Genomic DNA, 17,136 nt, shown 5'->3' with positions numbered 1-17,136 from the left:
CTGCAATTTCACGCCCGTGGCGACTTCACCATAGAATCAGGTTACCAACTGGCGAAGCAGTATCTCAAGGAGCACACCAAGCTCGACGGCCTATTCTGCGCCACTGACCGTATCGCAATCGGTGCGATCAGAGCCATTCAGGAAGCGGGGCTCGTTCCAGGAAAGGATATATTGGTGCTCGGTGTAGGTGACGATGAGCTCGCTTCAGTATGCACACCAACGCTGTCTACGTTTAACTATGCGTTTGATAAAGCGGGAGAAAATGGAGCCAAGCTGCTACTCGACCGTATTGAGAAAAAAGGCTTTGAAATGAGCAAGATGGTGTTGACCTTCACCACTATTGACCGAGAGTCTTGCTAGCGATTTATTTCAGAGATCAGGTTATCCCAAGATAAAAAATGCCAACCTTCGAGTTGAAACGATAAGGTTGGCATTTGGTGATGCGACTATCACATCATGAGTAACACTCTCTATCTAAACGATATATCAAGCAATTAGAACCAAGTTTCCATCTGCAGTGCAAACAGAACCTCGCCGCCCTCTCCCATCGTTGCAGCATCTGCTTCAGTGCTAATCGAGTAACCATTCAGGTCTTCACTCCAATCCACATAGCTCACAGCGAAACGCAGTTCAGGCCTATCAAAGAAACCAGTGCTAGTTGAAAGCTTCAGTGTTGGTGCAACTGTCGCTTTGTAGAAACCGCCGCTCGCTTGCTCTGTCGAGTTGTCTAAATCCATGTATTGCAATGAACCTTCGTAAACCATCTCAAAGTTCTCTGTGAACTCTTGAGCTAATCGAACGTTTAAAGAAGCCCATGTGAACTCGTCATTCTTCTTCAAACGGTCTTGGCTATGCTCTGCCATTAATGCAGGTGCTAAGCGCCAGTTGTCGCCAATGCGAGTGACACCGTAGCTAAACAGGCGAACGGCTTTCGCGTCATCCAGTAGATCACCATTTGAACCGATGCCTTTTAGCTCTGCACCTAGGCCACTACCCACTAACATTCCCGTTTTAGAGAAGCCTTCGCTCAGACCAAAGAAGTTGTCTCCATGGTACGCAAACATTGCGTGTACACCGCTTTCAGCTGCGCCATTTAGGCGGCTATCGTTGTCTGCTGAGGTCATACCGCTCAACATCACTTGCCATTGGCCAATACGGTTATTCATGGTTGCAATGTAGTTTTCTACATCTGTTGACGAGCTATCAATCTCACCAAAATCTCGGCCATAAATAGAGAAATTCGCTTTCCAGTTGTCGCTCATCTGAACGTCATAAACGCCCGCACCAGTGCCTGACAGGAAGACAATATCCGAATCGAAAAAGTGAATATCAAAGTTGTCGCGATCGAATCGTTTACCCGCCCAAAACGTTGCTTCAGAAAACGCTTCAGATTCAGAGAACATGCTCAGACGGTTCAGTTCTGAATACACTTGTCGCACATTCAACTGGCTTTCGCTGGCAGTCCACTCGTTATTTGTCTCAGTACTGTCGGCCAACATGATGCGAAACAAAGCACTAGAGCCATCGTCTGCAAATCGCTTATGAATCAAGTTCGCTTCAACGTAATGATCATCTTCAACACCAAGACGTCCAATTGGAGCTCCAATGGCACCCGCCGCTGTCATGTAAGGACCAGTACCTGTCGCGCCGTTTAGGTCGTCGTTGATCAATAACCCAGAGCGAGCATAGCCGTGAAACTCAAACGAAGAAGCCTTTTCATTGGCCTCGGTAGAGACCTGCTCTGTTTGTGCAACCCTTTGTTCTAATTCATTAATACGTTGCTCTAATGCTGCAACGTCTTCACTTGCTAATACCGATGTAGTCATTAGCCCCATTGTTACAGCAACCGCTAAAATGTGTCGTTTCATTCTGATGTTCTCACGTTAATTGTTTTGGATTATTTGCAAACGTTCCCAAAACAATTCGTAAGCACATTTCGGCTTATACTTTTGATGTATAAGCTCTATATCGAAGAAGAAATAGAAATCAGTCGTGTTGATTACTTCACTTTTGTATCTGAGTGGATGATAGATCGATAATTTCGGGAACGTTACCGAAAATGCATAATTCTGATAACTTTGTCACAAGTGAAATTGATTAATGGGCGAAAAATAGTGTATCGCGCACATTAGATATCTCAGAAAAATAGAGAGAAAATCCAGTACGAGAATTAGGAAAGGCGCTAAAAAATGCAACAGGTTGGCTATAAAAATTAAAGCCTGAGAAGCGATTTTTCAGACTTTAGAAAGGCGTTCATTGATAACAATAGGTCGTTTTTTGAAAAGTGTATGACATTAACTAACGTAACAGTTTATAGAAGAATAAAGCGTTTAAAAGACTACTTTCTCTTACCCTGCTCCACCAACTTTTCATTCCATGCCGTATTGCCGTCACGCTTAGAGACATCGTACTCCGCACAGAACTGAGATATGGTCATATTGTTATCGCCAGTGGCAAGCTTGAGAGCCAACTGAACTTGTTGAAGCTTGCTTTGCAGTCGCAAGATTTGACCAGCATTTGGGCTTTTCTCTTTGGCGTATTTTAAAGCCGCATGCTTACGTTCTGCCGCGCCCGCTCGGCGATCTGCTTCTGATAACAGATACTTGAGTTGAGCAACACTCTTGCCTTTCTTGAAGGCAGGATCAAGCAACTCAACGCATTCATCAAACGATGGATCGATAACGTATGGGTCAACTTTATGAGCTTGTTGGCGCATCCATTCGAGTGCGAGTTTTTCATCTGACATAATTACATCTTTACCAAAGAAACAGCCCTATATGGTATCGCTCAATAGCAAACCGCTGCAATAACAAATTGAGTGACTTTACGCCTTTTTACACTGTGCCGATTGACTAATTTAACAATCACAGCTCCAATAGTTGGCTTTAACGCATCACAAACAGCTCTTCGTGGTAGTGCTTTTCAATATCAAATTGATAGGTGTCTAATTCTTTTTTCAGTGATGTAGAGAACAACTCCGGCCCGCAGAAATACATCTCGTACTCGTTGAGGTCGCCACATTGATTGACAATTCTTCCGGCGTTTAGCCGCGGTGAGTGCAAGGTATCTATCACGGTCAACTTCACACCAACCGCGTGTGCTAGGTGCCACAACTCATCGATTAATTGCTTATCAACACCGCGAGTACAATAAAACAGTTGAATACGAGGATGATCTCGTTCTGTTTTGAGCGCTTCAAGTGTTGCAAAAAACGACGCTATCCCGACACCACCAGCAATCCAAATTTGTGGCTTGCTTAGGTCAAAATAAAGTCGACCATAGGGTCCTTCAACCGTAACCGCATCGCCCGCTTTCACTCGTTCATATAGGCCATTAGTAAAATCACCCAGCTCTTTGATCAAAAAGCGCAGCTCTGGATCATCACTGCCAGAAACAATGGTAAACGGATGCGGGTCTTCATTACCGAAACGCAAGTACGCAAACTGCCCAGCTTTGTGACCTTGCCAAGATGCCTCCGGTTTTAACACCAGCTCCATCACTTCAGCTTGTGGAAAATAGCGAGTCGAGATAATCGTCGCTGAGTGACGATTACGACGCCCAACCAAGCCCAACAAACTGTAAATCGCTGCGATAGACCCAGCCAAAGCAAATGCCACAGTTAGATAATAAATAGGTTCTCCCCAATACGCTCGTTTAAGCAGGATTACTGAGTGGAAAGCGATAAACAGGTACGCAACCGACATCAGACGGTGCGACAATTTAAACGGTTTGTACTTCACTGCCGCCCATAGTGACGCCACCAGTAAAATGAGCAACAAGTAGAAGCCCCACTCGCCAATACTCTGAGCAATACCGCGTAATTCATTGACCCATAACTCCCATCCAGTCAAAACAGCTTGCGGCCCTGAACCATCGTGTCGAACAGGCTTATCTAACACACCAGACACCACCAATGACTTAGGTATTTGGTACCACAACCAGTGTGTCACACCCAGTGCAACACCACCGATACCGAGCCATTTATGGACTCGATATGCTTTATCCATACCTTTCAGCCAATTCTCAACCATAGGCAAACGCATCGCCAAGATCATTGTGATGGACATTAACACCAGAGATAAAATACCTGAGTACTGAATCATGGCTGAGCGCCATTCAAAGACATCGCTTGAAGCGAATAATTGCGGTTCCATCGCAAACCAAAAGGCTGACATTGTGGCAATCATTGCCCAGATGATATTGCGGATTGATTTCATTTTTTAACACTCATAAAGACGACATCATTACTTTAGCTCCTGTGATGTAAAGCGACGTCAACATAGGTAAATCTATGCAAAGGATCTCGCCCGTTGTGCCGTAGCAGAGATAAAAGAGACGGGCTGCCCACGCCCAAACTAACCACTCTGCTGATCGATAGAGGATGCTTCTGCGTAAATATGAATTGGTTAGTGAACAAGTCGTCGAAATAAAAGTGAGAAGAAGAGAAAATATGAAGGAAATGACCCTTTCAAGACAAGATATCCAAGCAATGGATCAACGTGAGCGCGCTCGTTTAATTAACTCCTTATCGGGGTTCAAAAGCGCCAACCTTATTGGCACTTGTGATAAACAGGGGTTTGAAAACCTTGCGATAGTAAGCTCTGTCATTAACCTAGGGTCTGATCCGGCGCTGCTTGGTTTTATTGTTCGCCCAGATAAAAGCCGCCGTCATACGCTAGAAAACATTCTAGAAACAAAGTACTTCACCGTTAACAGCATTGGTGCTGACTTTGTTAAAAAGGCCCATCAAACCTCGGCTCACTACCCTAAACCAGTCTCAGAATTCAACGCGGTCGGCTTAACGGCCTATTATGACGACACATTCCCCGCTCCCTTCGTCTTGGAGAGCAGTTTAAAGATAGGGTTAGCGTTCAAAGAACAGATAACAATCGAAAGCAATCAAACGCAAATGTTGATCGGTGAAGTTATAACGATTCACGCACCCAAACGCGCCGTGATGCCGGATGGCTACCTTGATTTAGAAGCGTTGGATTTGGTCACGGTATCAGGGCTTGATAGCTACCACGTAACTCAAAGACTGCACCGATTAAGCTATGCAAAACCACAACAGCCACTCTTTCCACTCACTCGTGAAGGTAACCCAACTTCATGGGAAGCGTTCGAACTCAATCTAAACTAATTTTGTTCGGCAATTTGCTATCAAAAGTGCTAACGTCCTTTAATTCCAAGAGATGCATCTCACACAGGCGCATCTCACTGAGCACACTATTCATTCTTACGTCTGTTTCCAAGGACCCTTTTGAAGTTAACTCACTTTAAATACAAAACGCGCGAAGGCCCAGACTACCGACATGGCGATCAGGTGTCATTCATGGACATCAAACAAACCTTCGGTATGGGCAGCATTCGTGTGGGTGCTTGGGTGACGAAAGAAGAAAAAGAGTTGGCCGCAAATCTGATATTCGATTCGCTAGCCGACTTGGCTTACATCTTGGCTTTGCCACCAGAAGCGATTGGCCTTCGCGGCACATTAGGCTTAGCGTTCGGCAGTGGCGGCAGAAAAGGCGTACAAGCACACTATGCCCCGAACCAACGAGAATTAGCCCTCGCGAAGAATGCCGGAGCTGGCGCGCTCGCTCACGAGTTTTGGCATGCATTTGACCACTATATCGCTGAGAAAGCGTTTGAAATCGGCGATACCTCTGGCCCTCGCAAGCAGATCCTGTTCGCCAGCGACTGTTGGTTGCACGATAGAAAGGTGCGACCTCATCCATTAAACGAAAGTTTGATGTCTCTGTTTGATGCCACACTGCTTAGCGACAATAACTTGGACAAACACGATTATGTGGCTCGCAGTGTGATTGCCGACAAAGCGATGTCTGCCCGTTACTTCTCACTACCCACAGAGATGATGGCGCGCGCTTTTGAATCCGTGATTGAATCGTGTTCCGATATCAAGAACGCTTATCTAGTGGATGGCACAACCAAGCCTGATATGTACCCCGTGTATCCTGATATGGCGCACCGAGAACAGATATACCAAGCCCTGCAAGGTTACTTCGCACCATTAGGGCGATCTTTGAGTAAATAGCATTTTGAGTAAGTAACTCTCTGCATATTTACAATGAATGACATGTACCATAAGTTGATCATGTGTAACCTCTGATATAACATGTACAACAAGCGGAACATGTATAATAGTTAATTCATGAATGATTAACTATTCTGTGTATATAGAAAGATTAAACATATCCAAAAGCAACAGGGTAAATAAGTGATGAATATTGTTTCTTTTACTGAGGCCAGAAATAGCCTAAAGTCTGTGCTCGATAGAGTGGTAGACGATTCTGATGTTACGGTAATAACCAGGCGAGATTCAGAAGATGCAGTGGTCATGTCTCTTGATCATTTTAATTCAATGCAAGAAACCTTGTACCTAATGAGCTCGCCTAAAAACGCTGAAAGATTGGCTGAATCTATTGCTCAACTCGAAACCGGAAATACAACCGTTCGAGAATTGAATAATGACGAATGATCGAAAGATTGTATTTACAGATAATGCTTGGGAAGATTACCTATACTGGCAAACCCAAGACAAGAAAATGCTCAAGAAACTAAACAAGTTGATTGAAGCTGCCAAAAGAACGCCCTTTGAAGGGATTGGAAAGCCGGAGCCACTAGTCGGCAACCTGTCTGGCTTTTGGTCAAGACGAATCGATGACAAGAATCGATTAGTGTATAAAGCAGATGACGATAACTTTTATATAATTGCTTGTCGTCACCACTATTAAAAGCAGTAAGCAGCACATAGAAAGGGCAGTAATGATCAGTTGGCCATCTTTGGTAAAACTCGACGGTGATGATGAGCTTATTTACGTCGCATCCGAACACGAATTTCAAGCAGAATGCTCAGACATGATCTTGGGCGAAGATGATTACCTCATCGATTCTGAAGGCGACAGCTACTCGCTGCAATCAAGCTCAAATCAACTGTCTCTAGCTAAACTAGCAGACCAGTATTCGGTTGAGAGCGTGACCAAACTGATTCGAAATCACGAGTTCCAGAAAGCCGAAGTGTGCCTAATGAAGATCCACTTCCTAACTATCGAAGAAGCGATTCAGTCTTTGGCTTTTGAGGCTCGCTAATACTGCTTAAGAGCTCGTATCAAAGCGAATTCCCAAGACAGATTAAACAAAAACAGCGCCAATTCAGGCGCTGTTTTTGTTTGTTGTCTTAGCTATCTCAAAGAAAGCTAATACATTAAGCGATAAAAATCTGTGCCAGTGCGTAGCCTAAGCAACATGCGCCTACTACACCGATTAAACCAACCGACATGAATGAATGGTTGAAGTACCACTTACCAATCTTGGTGGTGCCAGAGACATCGAAGTTCACCGTTGCGATGTCTGATGGGTAGTTCGGGATAAAGAAGTAGCCGTAAACTGCTGGCATCAAACCGATAAGCAGTGCTGGATCTAATCCTAAGCCAAGGCCAACAGGTAGCATCATACGTGCAGTTGCTGCTTGAGAGTTCACCACAACCGATACGATGAATAGCGCCAGTGCGAACGTCCATGGGTAGTTGGTCACCATTTCCACGATGCCAGATTTAAACTGAGGCATTGCGTATTGGAAGTAAGTATCCGACATCCATGCGATACCAAAGATAGCAATCGCTGCCACCATACCCGATTTGAATACCACGCCGTTTGGCACATCTCGCGGGTCAGTTTTGGTTGCCAGCAAGATGATACCGCCGAAGCAGAGCATCATCATTTGAATGATCACCGACATCTTGATTGGCTTGTCGCCGTCTACGATGGTTCTGATCTCAGGCACCATCGCCACGATAACAATCACGACAATTGACAGTAGGAAAATCAAAACCGCATTACGAGCCGAAGTTGGCAGCACTTCATCCAAAGACGTCGCTGTGGTGCTTTCGATACGCTTTTTCCACTCAGGATCTTTTAGACGCGCTTGGTATTCAGGATCATCGTTCAGCTCTTTACCGCGTTTCAAGCTATACAAAGAAAGTAAGAACGTACCAAACAGCGTTGCAGGCACCGTCACCATCAAAATAGAAAGCAGAGTAATAGAATGTTGAATATCAGAAAGCTGCGCGAGGTAATACACCACAGCAGCTGAAATTGGCGAGGCAGTAATAGCCAGTTGAGACGCTACAGACGCCGCCGCCATTGGGCGCTCAGGACGAATCCCGTTCTTCAATGCCACATCACCGATGATAGGCATGATGGAATACACCGCGTGGCCAGTACCCAATAGGAAAGTCATCGAATAAGTCACAAACGGGGCTATCAAGGTGACGCGTTTCGGGTTCTTTCTCAGCACCCTTTCCGCCACTTGCAGCATGTATTTTAAGCCACCAGCCGCTTCGAGTATCGAAGCACAAGTAACAACGGCGAGGATGATCAACATTACGGTGACAGGTGGAGACGTTGGTGGCATCTTGAAGACAAACACCTCGATTACCAAACCAATACCAGAAACAACACCTAAGCCAATACCGCCATACCGAGACCCGATATAAAGGACGACTAATAAAAATAGAAACTCAAAATACAACATAAGCACCCCTGCTAAAAGTGTGGACTAATGTTATTTTCTCCCTAAGCTCAGCCATTTACTTATTGCTTGGTCACACTATGATTGCACGCTCCCGTTAATTGTTTTTTATAAGATTATGGTCACGCTAACACGCCTGTAAGTTTATGAAATGTAATAAGAAGCCAGGCACAAGACCTAGATTTGTTATATGGGATAATCACAATTGTTTCTATTAGATCTATATGGCCTATAAAATATCAAGCTCATAACTGAACGATATTATTTCAGCGTAAATCAATCAGCTCCCAACTCACCTATAGGCACATTCCTTAAGCTAATTGGGCTCGTTCTTACTAAACACTGACTCGCCTATCCCTAGACACTGTGTCAAAATACTCGCCCTCACGACGACAACACATAAAGAACCACGTATATGAATTTTCAAGCTGCTATTTTTGATATGGATGGACTGCTGCTCGACACCGAGCGACTTTGTATGCGGGTATTTGAAGAAGCATGTCACGCGCAAGGTGTTCCGTTTTTGCAAGATGTTTACCTAGGCATCATTGGTTGTAATGCAAAAACCATCGAACAGATTTTTCGAAATGGTTACGGTGAAAACCTAGACTACCCAGCGCTGAATAACGAATGGCGAACCCGCTACAGTGCGATTGTTAAAAACCAAGCAATCCCGGTAAAAGATGGCGTAATTGAGTTGCTGGAGTGGCTAAAGTCGAATGACATTCCAATCGCGGTAGCAACCTCAACTCAACTAGATATCGCCAAGAAGAAGCTTGAGTTAGCAGGCCTAGATTCTTACTTCACTTCACTAAGCACCGGCTGCGAAGTGACTCACGGTAAGCCTCACCCAGAAATTTACTTGCTGGCGGCAGAACGCCTAGGTGTTGCGCCTGAAACTTGCTTGGCGTTTGAAGATTCAAACAACGGCATTCGCGCTTCTATGGCAGCCAACATGATCAGCTTCCAGATCCCTGATTTAGTAGAGCCATGTGACGAAGTAAAAGCACTTGGTCACACCATCAGCCCTTCTCTACATCATGTATTGGCACAGCTTCAACAAGCTGCAGCTTAGGCTCTCACTACCGTTGATAATGCTTTTATCTGTCTCGTCCTAAAATACGTAGACAAGCCTCTCTATTAAGCCGACTCACAGAGTCGGTTTTTTTGTTGGTATAGTTTTTATAAAAGATAAAAAATCGCGCTTGAAACTGTTAAAGTCGATGTGAAATAAATGCTAGGTGATCAACAAGATTGCTAACGTCTACATATGGAGAAAGAGACGCGTGAAGGAAAAGTTTGAAGACCAACTGCTTGATTTTGCACAACGAGAAATGACACAAGACGCAGCGCACGACATTAGCCACATTAAGCGCGTCGTTAAAACCGCTAAGGCTTTATGTGTTCAAGAACAGGCTAAGCTTGAAGTCGTTCTGCCTGCCGCTTATCTTCATGACTGCTTCACCTTCCCGAAGAACCATCCAGCCAGAGCCAAAAGCTCGCAAATGGCAGCAGACAAGGCGATCTCTTTCCTCAAATCTATCGAGTATCCTGCGTCCTATCTGGATGAGATCCATCATGCGATTGTCACGCACAGCTACAGTGCCAACATCACTCCAGAAACCTTGGAAGCTCAAATCGTCCAAGATGCCGATCGACTAGATTCTCTCGGTGCGATTGGTATTGCTCGCTGCCTGTATGTGGGCCAGAGCTTTAACGCAGAACTCTATAACCACCAAGACCCGTTTGCGAAGCAACGTGACTTGGATGACAAACATTACAGCGTCGACCACTTTTACGTGAAGCTGTTTAAGCTCGCTGAAACCATGAATACAGAGTCCGCCAAGTTAGAAGCCAACAAGCGAACCGACTACATGCGTGGCTTTCTTGAGCAGTTGGGCACGGAAGTTTAGCGGTTTAGAAAAAGAGACACGCGATAAGGAAGAGACAAGGGTATGGAAATAAACCGCTTTAAAGCCTCCGATGCCAATGAGATCGTCACTTGGTTCACATCACTCGAAGACTATGTACTGTGGGGCGGACGAACCTTTGGTTGGCCGTTAGAAGCCGCCTCCATCATCGAACGCTCTCAAGAGCCTCAAGTTGAGCTATATACCTTCTCTGAGTCTAGTGCTCTCTCTGAACTGAATTCGAACGGCAATAACTCAGAACTGATCGGGTTTATGGAGTTTCAACGTATGTCAGACAGTGAACTTCGATTCTGCCGAGTGGCCATTCACCCAAACCAACGAGGCAAAGGATTTGGGCAATCCATGATAGAAAGTGCATTAGACGCTGCGAAACAAATCCCTGATGTCACCACCATCAGCTTGGCGGTCTTTCAACAGAATATCGGAGCAAAACGTTGCTACGACAAAGCTGGCTTTCAAGTGGTCGACAAAGAACCCAAGTTCAAAGAATTCAATGGCAAAACCTGGCCTCTATATCAAATGGAATTAAAGCTTAGCTAGTTCGTTTTAATTACTAGATTTGACCCCATATCATTAAGCATTGGCTACATACTCAAGATACACAGATGTAATTTGGAACCTTCAATGACCCAAGAAAAATTCGACACCATTTACCAACGTGCCGCTCACCGTAAAGGTGGCGCAGCAGAGCTCGAAAAGATTGTTCGTGCGCCTCTTTCACAGACCGAGTTATCACAAATTACCGACGACCGTTGGCTAGCCGCTTTTACCGAGAAGGTATTCCAGTGTGGTATTTCGTGGAATGTGGTGAGAAAGAAATGGCCGCAATTTGAAGAAGTGTTCTTTGAATTCAATATCGAAAAAATGCTGATGCTGCCGAATGAGATGTGGGAACAAAAAGCGCAAGATCCACGCATTATTCGCCACCTCACCAAGGTGATGACCATCCCTGCCAATGCAATGATGATCCACAATGCCAAGCGTGAAGCGGATTCCTTCTCACAAATGGTTGCCGACTGGCCATCAGAACGAATTACAGAACTTTGGGATTATCTGAAGAAACACGGTAAGCGATTAGGTGGTAACACAGGTGCTTACACCTTGCGCCAAATGGGAAAAGACACGTTTATCTTATCTTCTGACGTTGAAGCGCACCTGCGCAGCACAGATGTGATTGATAGCGGTCGTAACACCAAACGAGCACAAGTCGCGGCAAGTAAGGCTTTCAACGAGTGGCAGCAGCAATCAGGTCGTACCCTGAGCGAAATAAGCCAGATCGTCGCCTACAGCTGTGGCGATAATCGCGTCTAGTTCAATAAGAATGACTTAAAGCTTTAGAACGCACGCAGTTCACTGCAAACTAAATGTTATAAGTCATTAACAAATAAGCGTGCATCGCACTTTCATCCGGTGGCATTGTATAGATAAATGTATACAATATAGAGTAACACTCATGAATTATTCTCGACCAACCCAACTCGACTAAACAAGGGCCCTTATCTCTATGACAGCTCTCAAAAATTCTGTCTCCAAAGGTGTAAAAACAAAAGTAACAGGCCAGACTCAAGACGATGTTGTTTACTGCCATATCTTCGACGCGATACTAGAACAAAGGCTGCCACCAGCCACCAAATTAAGCGAAGAAGCGTTAGCAGAAATCTTTAGCGTTAGCCGCACCATTATCCGCCGTGCCTTACTGCGTCTTTCTTTAGAACAAGTTGTGGTGATCCGTCCTAACCGAGGAGCTGTGATTGCAGCCCCAACGGTTGACGAAGCCAAACAAATCTTTAAAGCACGTGAAGTGATGGAAATTGCTATCACTGAGCTGGCGGTGAAAAACGCAACCAAAGCTCAAATAGAAGAATGCAGAAAATTAGTCGCGAAAGAGAACTGTGCTTTCGACCAAGGCGATTACGGCTCTGGCCTACGTTTGTCTGGTGAGTTCCACATCAAATTGGCTGAAATGGCAGAGAACGCGCCACTGCTGGCTTTCCAACGCAGCTTGGTATCGCAAACTTCACTGCTGATCGCTCAGTACGAAACGGGCAACCACTCGAACTGTTCTCTAGACGAACACTCAGGCTTACTGGATGCGATAGAGTCAGGCAATGAACAACAAGCCGTAGAGTTGATGCAAGAACACCTAAGCCATATTCGTTCGAAGCTCAACCTAGACAGCAGCACAGCTTCTAGTGATCTGCATGTCGTGTTCTCAGATCTGCTTAAGAGTAAGTCATAGACGATTCAACAAACGATTGATAACCATCTGTTAACAACTTTTTGTTAACAGATGGTTATCAAAACTGGAGAGAAGTAAGCCCCTGCGTTTGCTTCTCTTTTTTATGCCCTCTCACCTAAAAATAAAGACGACGATCGGCTCACATCCATCTAAAACACTGTCTATTCTAGCCTCAACAACGATCTTAGCCTCTACAGAATCACTCCCAACAGTGCCATAAATCTTGTCTTTATCTTGTATACATAGCTATCCATTCATTCACACCATAAAACTGTTCAATCTCAATCCAAACCCTTATAAAACAGACGACTATGACCAAAATTAAATTGTATACAATTCGCGACAAGCCATCTTTGTTACATTTTTGTAAATAAATAGTTGACCGAAGGGTCAGGATGGATAATTATTGACCTAGAAGTCAAAAAGAATACACATGGAAATATGTCGATTTACAAGGAGGTCTCTTGATTACTTTTTTGCTCAATCAGGAAATAAGACGCGAAGATAATCTGTCGCCAAATATGACAGTGCTCAACTACCTTCGTACCAAGATAAATAAGACGGGTACAAAAGAAGGTTGTGGGTCGGGCGACTGTGGCGCATGTACGGTAGTTCTGGGTGAAGTGGTTGATGGACAACTGCAATACCGCTCGGTGAACTCTTGCCTTACGTTCGTTTCAGCGCTGCATGGCAAGCAACTGATCACAGTAGAAGATCTGCAAAATCGAGATCGCTCATTGCACCCAGTGCAAAAAGCGGTGGTTGATTTTCACGGTTCACAGTGTGGTTACTGCACGCCGGGCTTCATCATGTCGATGTTTGCGCTAGGCAAAAACAAACCCGATGCGAGCAAAGAAGACGTCATGGAATCACTGGCGGGTAACCTATGTCGTTGTACAGGCTACCGACCAATTGTTGATGCTGCGATGTCACTTTCAACAGACCAACCTTTGATCGACCAATTTGCTGAACTTGAACGCAACACCATCAAGAAGCTAGAAAGCATTCAAGACACTGAGGCCAACTTACGCCTTGGTCACCTCACCGCTTTTTCCCCAAAAAGCACCGATGAGTTGGCCAAGCTTTTTCAAGCCCACCCGAACGCTAAGCTGGTTGCTGGCGGTACGGATTTAGCGCTGGAAGTGACGCAATTCCATCGTGAGATTGAAACACTGATCAGCGTGAACCTTGTTGAAGACATGAAGGTATGTGAAGAGACCGACACCGATCTAATCATTGGTGCCAACCTGCCTATCAGTGATTCTTACTCACTATTGAAAAAACACTACCCAGATTTTGGTGAACTGCTGCATCGCTTTGCTTCACTGCAAGTGCGTAACCAAGGCACCATCGGCGGTAATGTAGCCAATGCTTCGCCTATCGGTGACACCCCTCCTCTGCTGATTGCCCTTAACGCAAAGATCAAACTTCGTTGCGGTGACGAGTCACGCACCATGCCGATTGAAGATTACTTCATCAGCTACAAAGTGACGGCGCAAAAAGAGAGTGAGTTCATTGAACAGATCATCATTCCTAAGCCAACTAACGACAGCTTCCGAGCTTACAAACTGTCTAAACGTTTAGACGACGACATCTCTGCGGTGTGTGGTGCGTTTGATATTCAAATCGAAGACGGCAAGGTTTCTTACGCTCGTATCGCTTTCGGCGGTATGGCTGCAACACCTAAGCGCGCGGCGCGTTGTGAAAATACGTTATTAGGCAAACCATGGACAGACGCTAATATTAAGTTAGCGATGCAGGAACTGTATAACGACTTTGAGCCGCTATCTGATTTCCGTGCCAGCCAAGAATACCGTTCATTGTCGGCAGCCAATATGTTGCGTCGTTACTTCATTGAACAGCAGAACAAAAACAACCAAATCGAAACAAGGGTAACGTCTTATGTCTAAATCAAATTCCTCTGTTCACAAGAGCAATGCGATGACCCACGAAGAGATGGTTACCATTGCAAAACAAGACCTAAAAACTGGCGTAGGTAAAAGCGTAAAACACGACAGTGCAGCCAAGCAAGTCACGGGCGAAGCGGTATACATTGACGACCGCCTAGAGTTCCCAAATCAGCTGCACGTCTACGCACGCCTGAGCACTCAAGCACACGCGAACATTACCAATATAGATTTATCACCGTGTTACGAATTTGAAGGCGTGGCGATTGCCATTCAAGCCAAAGACGTACCAGGTGAATTGGACATTGGTGCAATCCTACCGGGCGACCCACTGCTTGCCGATGGCAAAGTAGAATACTACGGCCAACCTGTGATTGCTGTGGCAGCTAACGATCTAGAAACCGCACGCAAAGCCGCGCACGCAGCCGTTATTGAATACGAAGAGCTACCAGCCATTCTTGATGTGAAAGAAGCGCTGGCAAAAGAGCACTTCGTAACAGAAAGCCACACTCAACAGCGTGGTGACTCAAAAGCAGCACTGAAAAAAGCGAAACACGTGATCTCTGGTGACCTAGAGATCGGTGGCCAAGAACACTTCTACCTAGAAACGCAAATCAGTAGTGTAATGCCAACCGAAGACGGCGGCATGATCGTCTACACCTCTACACAGAACCCGACCGAAGTTCAAAAGCTGGTTGCGGAAGTGATTGGCGTGCCGATGCACAAAGTCGTGATTGATATGCGTCGTATGGGTGGTGGTTTCGGTGGTAAAGAGACTCAAGCAGCCTCTCCAGCCTGTATGGCTGCGGTGATTGCCCACCTTACAGGCCGACCGACCAAAATGCGTCTGCTGCGTAATGAAGACATGCAGCAAACCGGTAAACGCCACCCGTTCTACAATCAATATACAGTCGGTTTTGACGACAACGGTGTGATTCAAGGTGCCGACATTACCGTTGCAGGTAACTGTGGTTACTCACCAGACTTATCAAGTTCTATTGTCGACCGCGCGATGTTCCACTCAGACAACGCTTATTATCTAGGCGATGCAACTGTGGTCGGTCATCGATGCAAAACCAATACCGCATCGAACACCGCTTACCGTGGCTTTGGTGGCCCGCAAGGCATGATGACGATTGAACACATCATGGACGAGATTGCGCGTTACCTGAAAAAAGATCCTTTGGAAGTACGTAAAGCGAACTACTACGGCGAAGAAGGCCGTAATGTGACCCATTACTACCAAACCGTTGAAGACAACTTTTTACCTGAGATAACCGAACAGCTTGAACGCAGCAGTGACTATCACGCACGTCGTAAAGAAATCGCTGAGTTCAACAGGCAGAGCCCTATCTTGAAGAAAGGCCTTGCGATCACACCAGTGAAATTCGGCATCTCGTTTACTGCGACTTTCTTGAACCAAGCAGGTGCGCTCATCCATATCTACACCGATGGCAGTATTCATTTGAATCACGGTGGTACGGAAATGGGGCAAGGCTTGAACATCAAAGTGGCACAAATCGTTGCACAGGAGTTCCAAGTCGATGTCGAACGTATCCAGATCACCGCTACAAACACAGACAAAGTTCCGAACACATCACCAACCGCAGCCTCATCGGGCGCCGACCTCAACGGTAAGGCCGCGCAAAACGCCGCAATAACCATTAAGCAGCGCCTGATCGACTTCGCTTCTTCGCACTTCAAAGTGTGGCCTGAAGAAGTGGTGTTTAAAAACGGCATGGTGCAGATCCGCGATGAGATCATGACCTTCAACTCATTTGTTGAACTGGCTTGGTTCAACCAAATCTCGCTATCAAGCACTGGCTTCTATCGCACTCCGAAGATCTATTACGATCACGAGAAGGCGCGTGGTCGTCCGTTCTACTACTACGCCTATGGTGCTTCTTGTTCAGAAGTCATCATCGATACCCTGACTGGCGAGAACAAGATTCTGCGTGTCGATATTCTGCATGACGTAGGCGCTTCATTGAACCCGGCGATTGATATCGGCCAAGTCGAAGGTGGCTTTGTACAAGGTGTCGGTTGGTTAACAACGGAAGAGTTGGTGTGGAACCAGCAAGGCCGCTTGATGACCAATGGCCCTGCAAGTTACAAGATCCCTGCGATTGCTGATATGCCAATTGATTTCAGAACGCACCTTTTAGAAAACCGTAACAACCCAGAAGACACAGTATTCAACTCGAAAGCCGTGGGTGAACCGCCTTTCATGTTGGGTATGTCGGTATGGAGTGCATTGAAAGATGCGATTAGCTACGTGGCCGTTGATGGAGCGATTCCTAAGCTCAACACACCTGCAACGCCAGAACGTATTCTGATGGCGATTCAGGAAGTCACTGAAACGGCTCCGACTTCGGTCGATGCTCAATCAGAAACGGCTTAGGGCTCATATCGATCGTTTAGCTTGAGAAGCATAAAAAGGGATTTAGGAGGACATATGTTTAAGGATAATTGGATTCACGAACTGGCAAAACTTGAAGAGAACTACGAACC

The 17,136-nt window shown here is 45.6% G+C and carries 17 protein-coding genes; 13 read left to right on the top strand and 4 right to left on the bottom strand.

Features of this window, described 5'->3' with window-relative positions; genetic code table 11:
• Window positions 1-360: substrate-binding domain-containing protein (locus AB6E52_RS21455; protein ID WP_372189974.1), on the top strand; the 360-nt coding region annotated here is incomplete at its 5' end.
• A gap of 134 nt (window positions 361-494) precedes the next feature.
• On the opposite strand, the gene AB6E52_RS21450 is transcribed toward AB6E52_RS21455, so the two are convergent.
• The 3 genes from AB6E52_RS21450 to AB6E52_RS21440 all read right to left on the bottom strand — a co-directional run bounded on the left by AB6E52_RS21450 (window position 495) and on the right by AB6E52_RS21440 (window position 4,217).
• Window positions 495-1,868 carry a carbohydrate porin gene (locus AB6E52_RS21450; protein ID WP_102320859.1) on the bottom strand — a complete coding sequence of 458 codons (1,374 nt, stop codon included), beginning with the start codon at window positions 1,866-1,868 and terminating at the stop codon, window positions 495-497.
• 470 nt (window positions 1,869-2,338) lie between these two features.
• Window positions 2,339-2,746, bottom strand: a complete 408-nt coding sequence (locus AB6E52_RS21445; RefSeq protein ID WP_017054885.1) for a hypothetical protein — start codon at window positions 2,744-2,746, stop codon at window positions 2,339-2,341.
• Between the two features lie 139 nt (window positions 2,747-2,885).
• On the bottom strand, window positions 2,886-4,217 hold the full coding sequence (locus AB6E52_RS21440; RefSeq protein WP_102320858.1) for a ferric reductase-like transmembrane domain-containing protein: 1,332 nt from the start codon (window positions 4,215-4,217) through the stop codon (window positions 2,886-2,888).
• Between the two features lie 242 nt (window positions 4,218-4,459).
• On the opposite strand from AB6E52_RS21440, the gene AB6E52_RS21435 reads away from it, so the two are divergent.
• From AB6E52_RS21435 to AB6E52_RS21415, 5 genes are all read left to right on the top strand, one after another.
• Complete coding sequence (locus tag AB6E52_RS21435; protein ID WP_372134415.1) at window positions 4,460-5,140, top strand: flavin reductase family protein; 681 nt, start codon at window positions 4,460-4,462, stop codon at window positions 5,138-5,140.
• Between the two features lie 120 nt (window positions 5,141-5,260).
• On the top strand, window positions 5,261-6,052 hold the full coding sequence (locus AB6E52_RS21430) for a CLCA_X family protein (RefSeq protein WP_050653202.1): 792 nt from the start codon (window positions 5,261-5,263) through the stop codon (window positions 6,050-6,052).
• 186 nt (window positions 6,053-6,238) lie between these two features.
• Window positions 6,239-6,496, top strand: a complete 258-nt coding sequence (locus tag AB6E52_RS21425) for a type II toxin-antitoxin system Phd/YefM family antitoxin (RefSeq protein WP_017069755.1) — start codon at window positions 6,239-6,241, stop codon at window positions 6,494-6,496.
• A complete protein-coding gene (locus AB6E52_RS21420) occupies window positions 6,486-6,752 on the top strand; it encodes a Txe/YoeB family addiction module toxin (RefSeq protein WP_102320856.1) in 267 nt (88 codons plus the stop codon). Before AB6E52_RS21425 ends, AB6E52_RS21420 begins: the two co-directional genes overlap by 11 nt.
• A gap of 31 nt (window positions 6,753-6,783) precedes the next feature.
• Window positions 6,784-7,107 (top strand): DUF4144 domain-containing protein, encoded by a 324-nt coding sequence (locus AB6E52_RS21415; RefSeq protein ID WP_102320855.1) that lies wholly within the window; start codon window positions 6,784-6,786, stop codon window positions 7,105-7,107.
• 115 nt (window positions 7,108-7,222) lie between these two features.
• Here AB6E52_RS21415 and AB6E52_RS21410 read toward each other — a convergent pair whose 3' ends face one another.
• A complete protein-coding gene (locus AB6E52_RS21410; protein ID WP_010432780.1) occupies window positions 7,223-8,551 on the bottom strand; it encodes an anaerobic C4-dicarboxylate transporter in 1,329 nt (442 codons plus the stop codon).
• A gap of 412 nt (window positions 8,552-8,963) precedes the next feature.
• Here AB6E52_RS21410 and AB6E52_RS21405 point away from each other — a divergent pair, with 412 nt between their 5' ends.
• From AB6E52_RS21405 to xdhB, 7 genes are all read left to right on the top strand, one after another.
• Window positions 8,964-9,623, top strand: a complete 660-nt coding sequence (locus AB6E52_RS21405) for an HAD family phosphatase (RefSeq protein ID WP_048663839.1) — start codon at window positions 8,964-8,966, stop codon at window positions 9,621-9,623.
• A 211-nt stretch (window positions 9,624-9,834) separates the two neighbouring features.
• On the top strand, window positions 9,835-10,461 hold the full coding sequence (locus AB6E52_RS21400; protein WP_102320854.1) for an HD domain-containing protein: 627 nt from the start codon (window positions 9,835-9,837) through the stop codon (window positions 10,459-10,461).
• 42 nt (window positions 10,462-10,503) lie between these two features.
• Complete coding sequence (locus AB6E52_RS21395; protein ID WP_102320853.1) at window positions 10,504-11,019, top strand: N-acetyltransferase; 516 nt, start codon at window positions 10,504-10,506, stop codon at window positions 11,017-11,019.
• A gap of 84 nt (window positions 11,020-11,103) precedes the next feature.
• Window positions 11,104-11,790: a DNA-3-methyladenine glycosylase I gene (locus tag AB6E52_RS21390; protein WP_061033026.1), complete on the top strand. Its 687-nt coding sequence runs from the start codon at window positions 11,104-11,106 to the stop codon at window positions 11,788-11,790.
• Between the two features lie 193 nt (window positions 11,791-11,983).
• A complete protein-coding gene (locus AB6E52_RS21385) occupies window positions 11,984-12,718 on the top strand; it encodes a GntR family transcriptional regulator (RefSeq protein ID WP_017071662.1) in 735 nt (244 codons plus the stop codon).
• A gap of 464 nt (window positions 12,719-13,182) precedes the next feature.
• Window positions 13,183-14,628 (top strand): xanthine dehydrogenase small subunit, encoded by a 1,446-nt coding sequence (gene xdhA, locus AB6E52_RS21380; protein ID WP_032549154.1) that lies wholly within the window; start codon window positions 13,183-13,185, stop codon window positions 14,626-14,628.
• Window positions 14,621-17,026 carry a xanthine dehydrogenase molybdopterin binding subunit gene (xdhB, locus tag AB6E52_RS21375; protein ID WP_102320852.1) on the top strand — a complete coding sequence of 802 codons (2,406 nt, stop codon included), beginning with the start codon at window positions 14,621-14,623 and terminating at the stop codon, window positions 17,024-17,026. The genes xdhA and xdhB overlap by 8 nt, the downstream gene beginning before the upstream one ends.
• The last annotated feature ends 110 nt before the right edge of the window (window positions 17,027-17,136 follow it).

It is taken from the genome of Vibrio sp. 10N.247.311.13, from assembly GCF_041467595.1.
Lineage (GTDB): Bacteria > Pseudomonadota > Gammaproteobacteria > Enterobacterales > Vibrionaceae > Vibrio > Vibrio crassostreae_C.
Note: the sequence above shows the minus strand (reverse complement) of the source record. Positions and strands in the feature narration are given on the sequence as shown.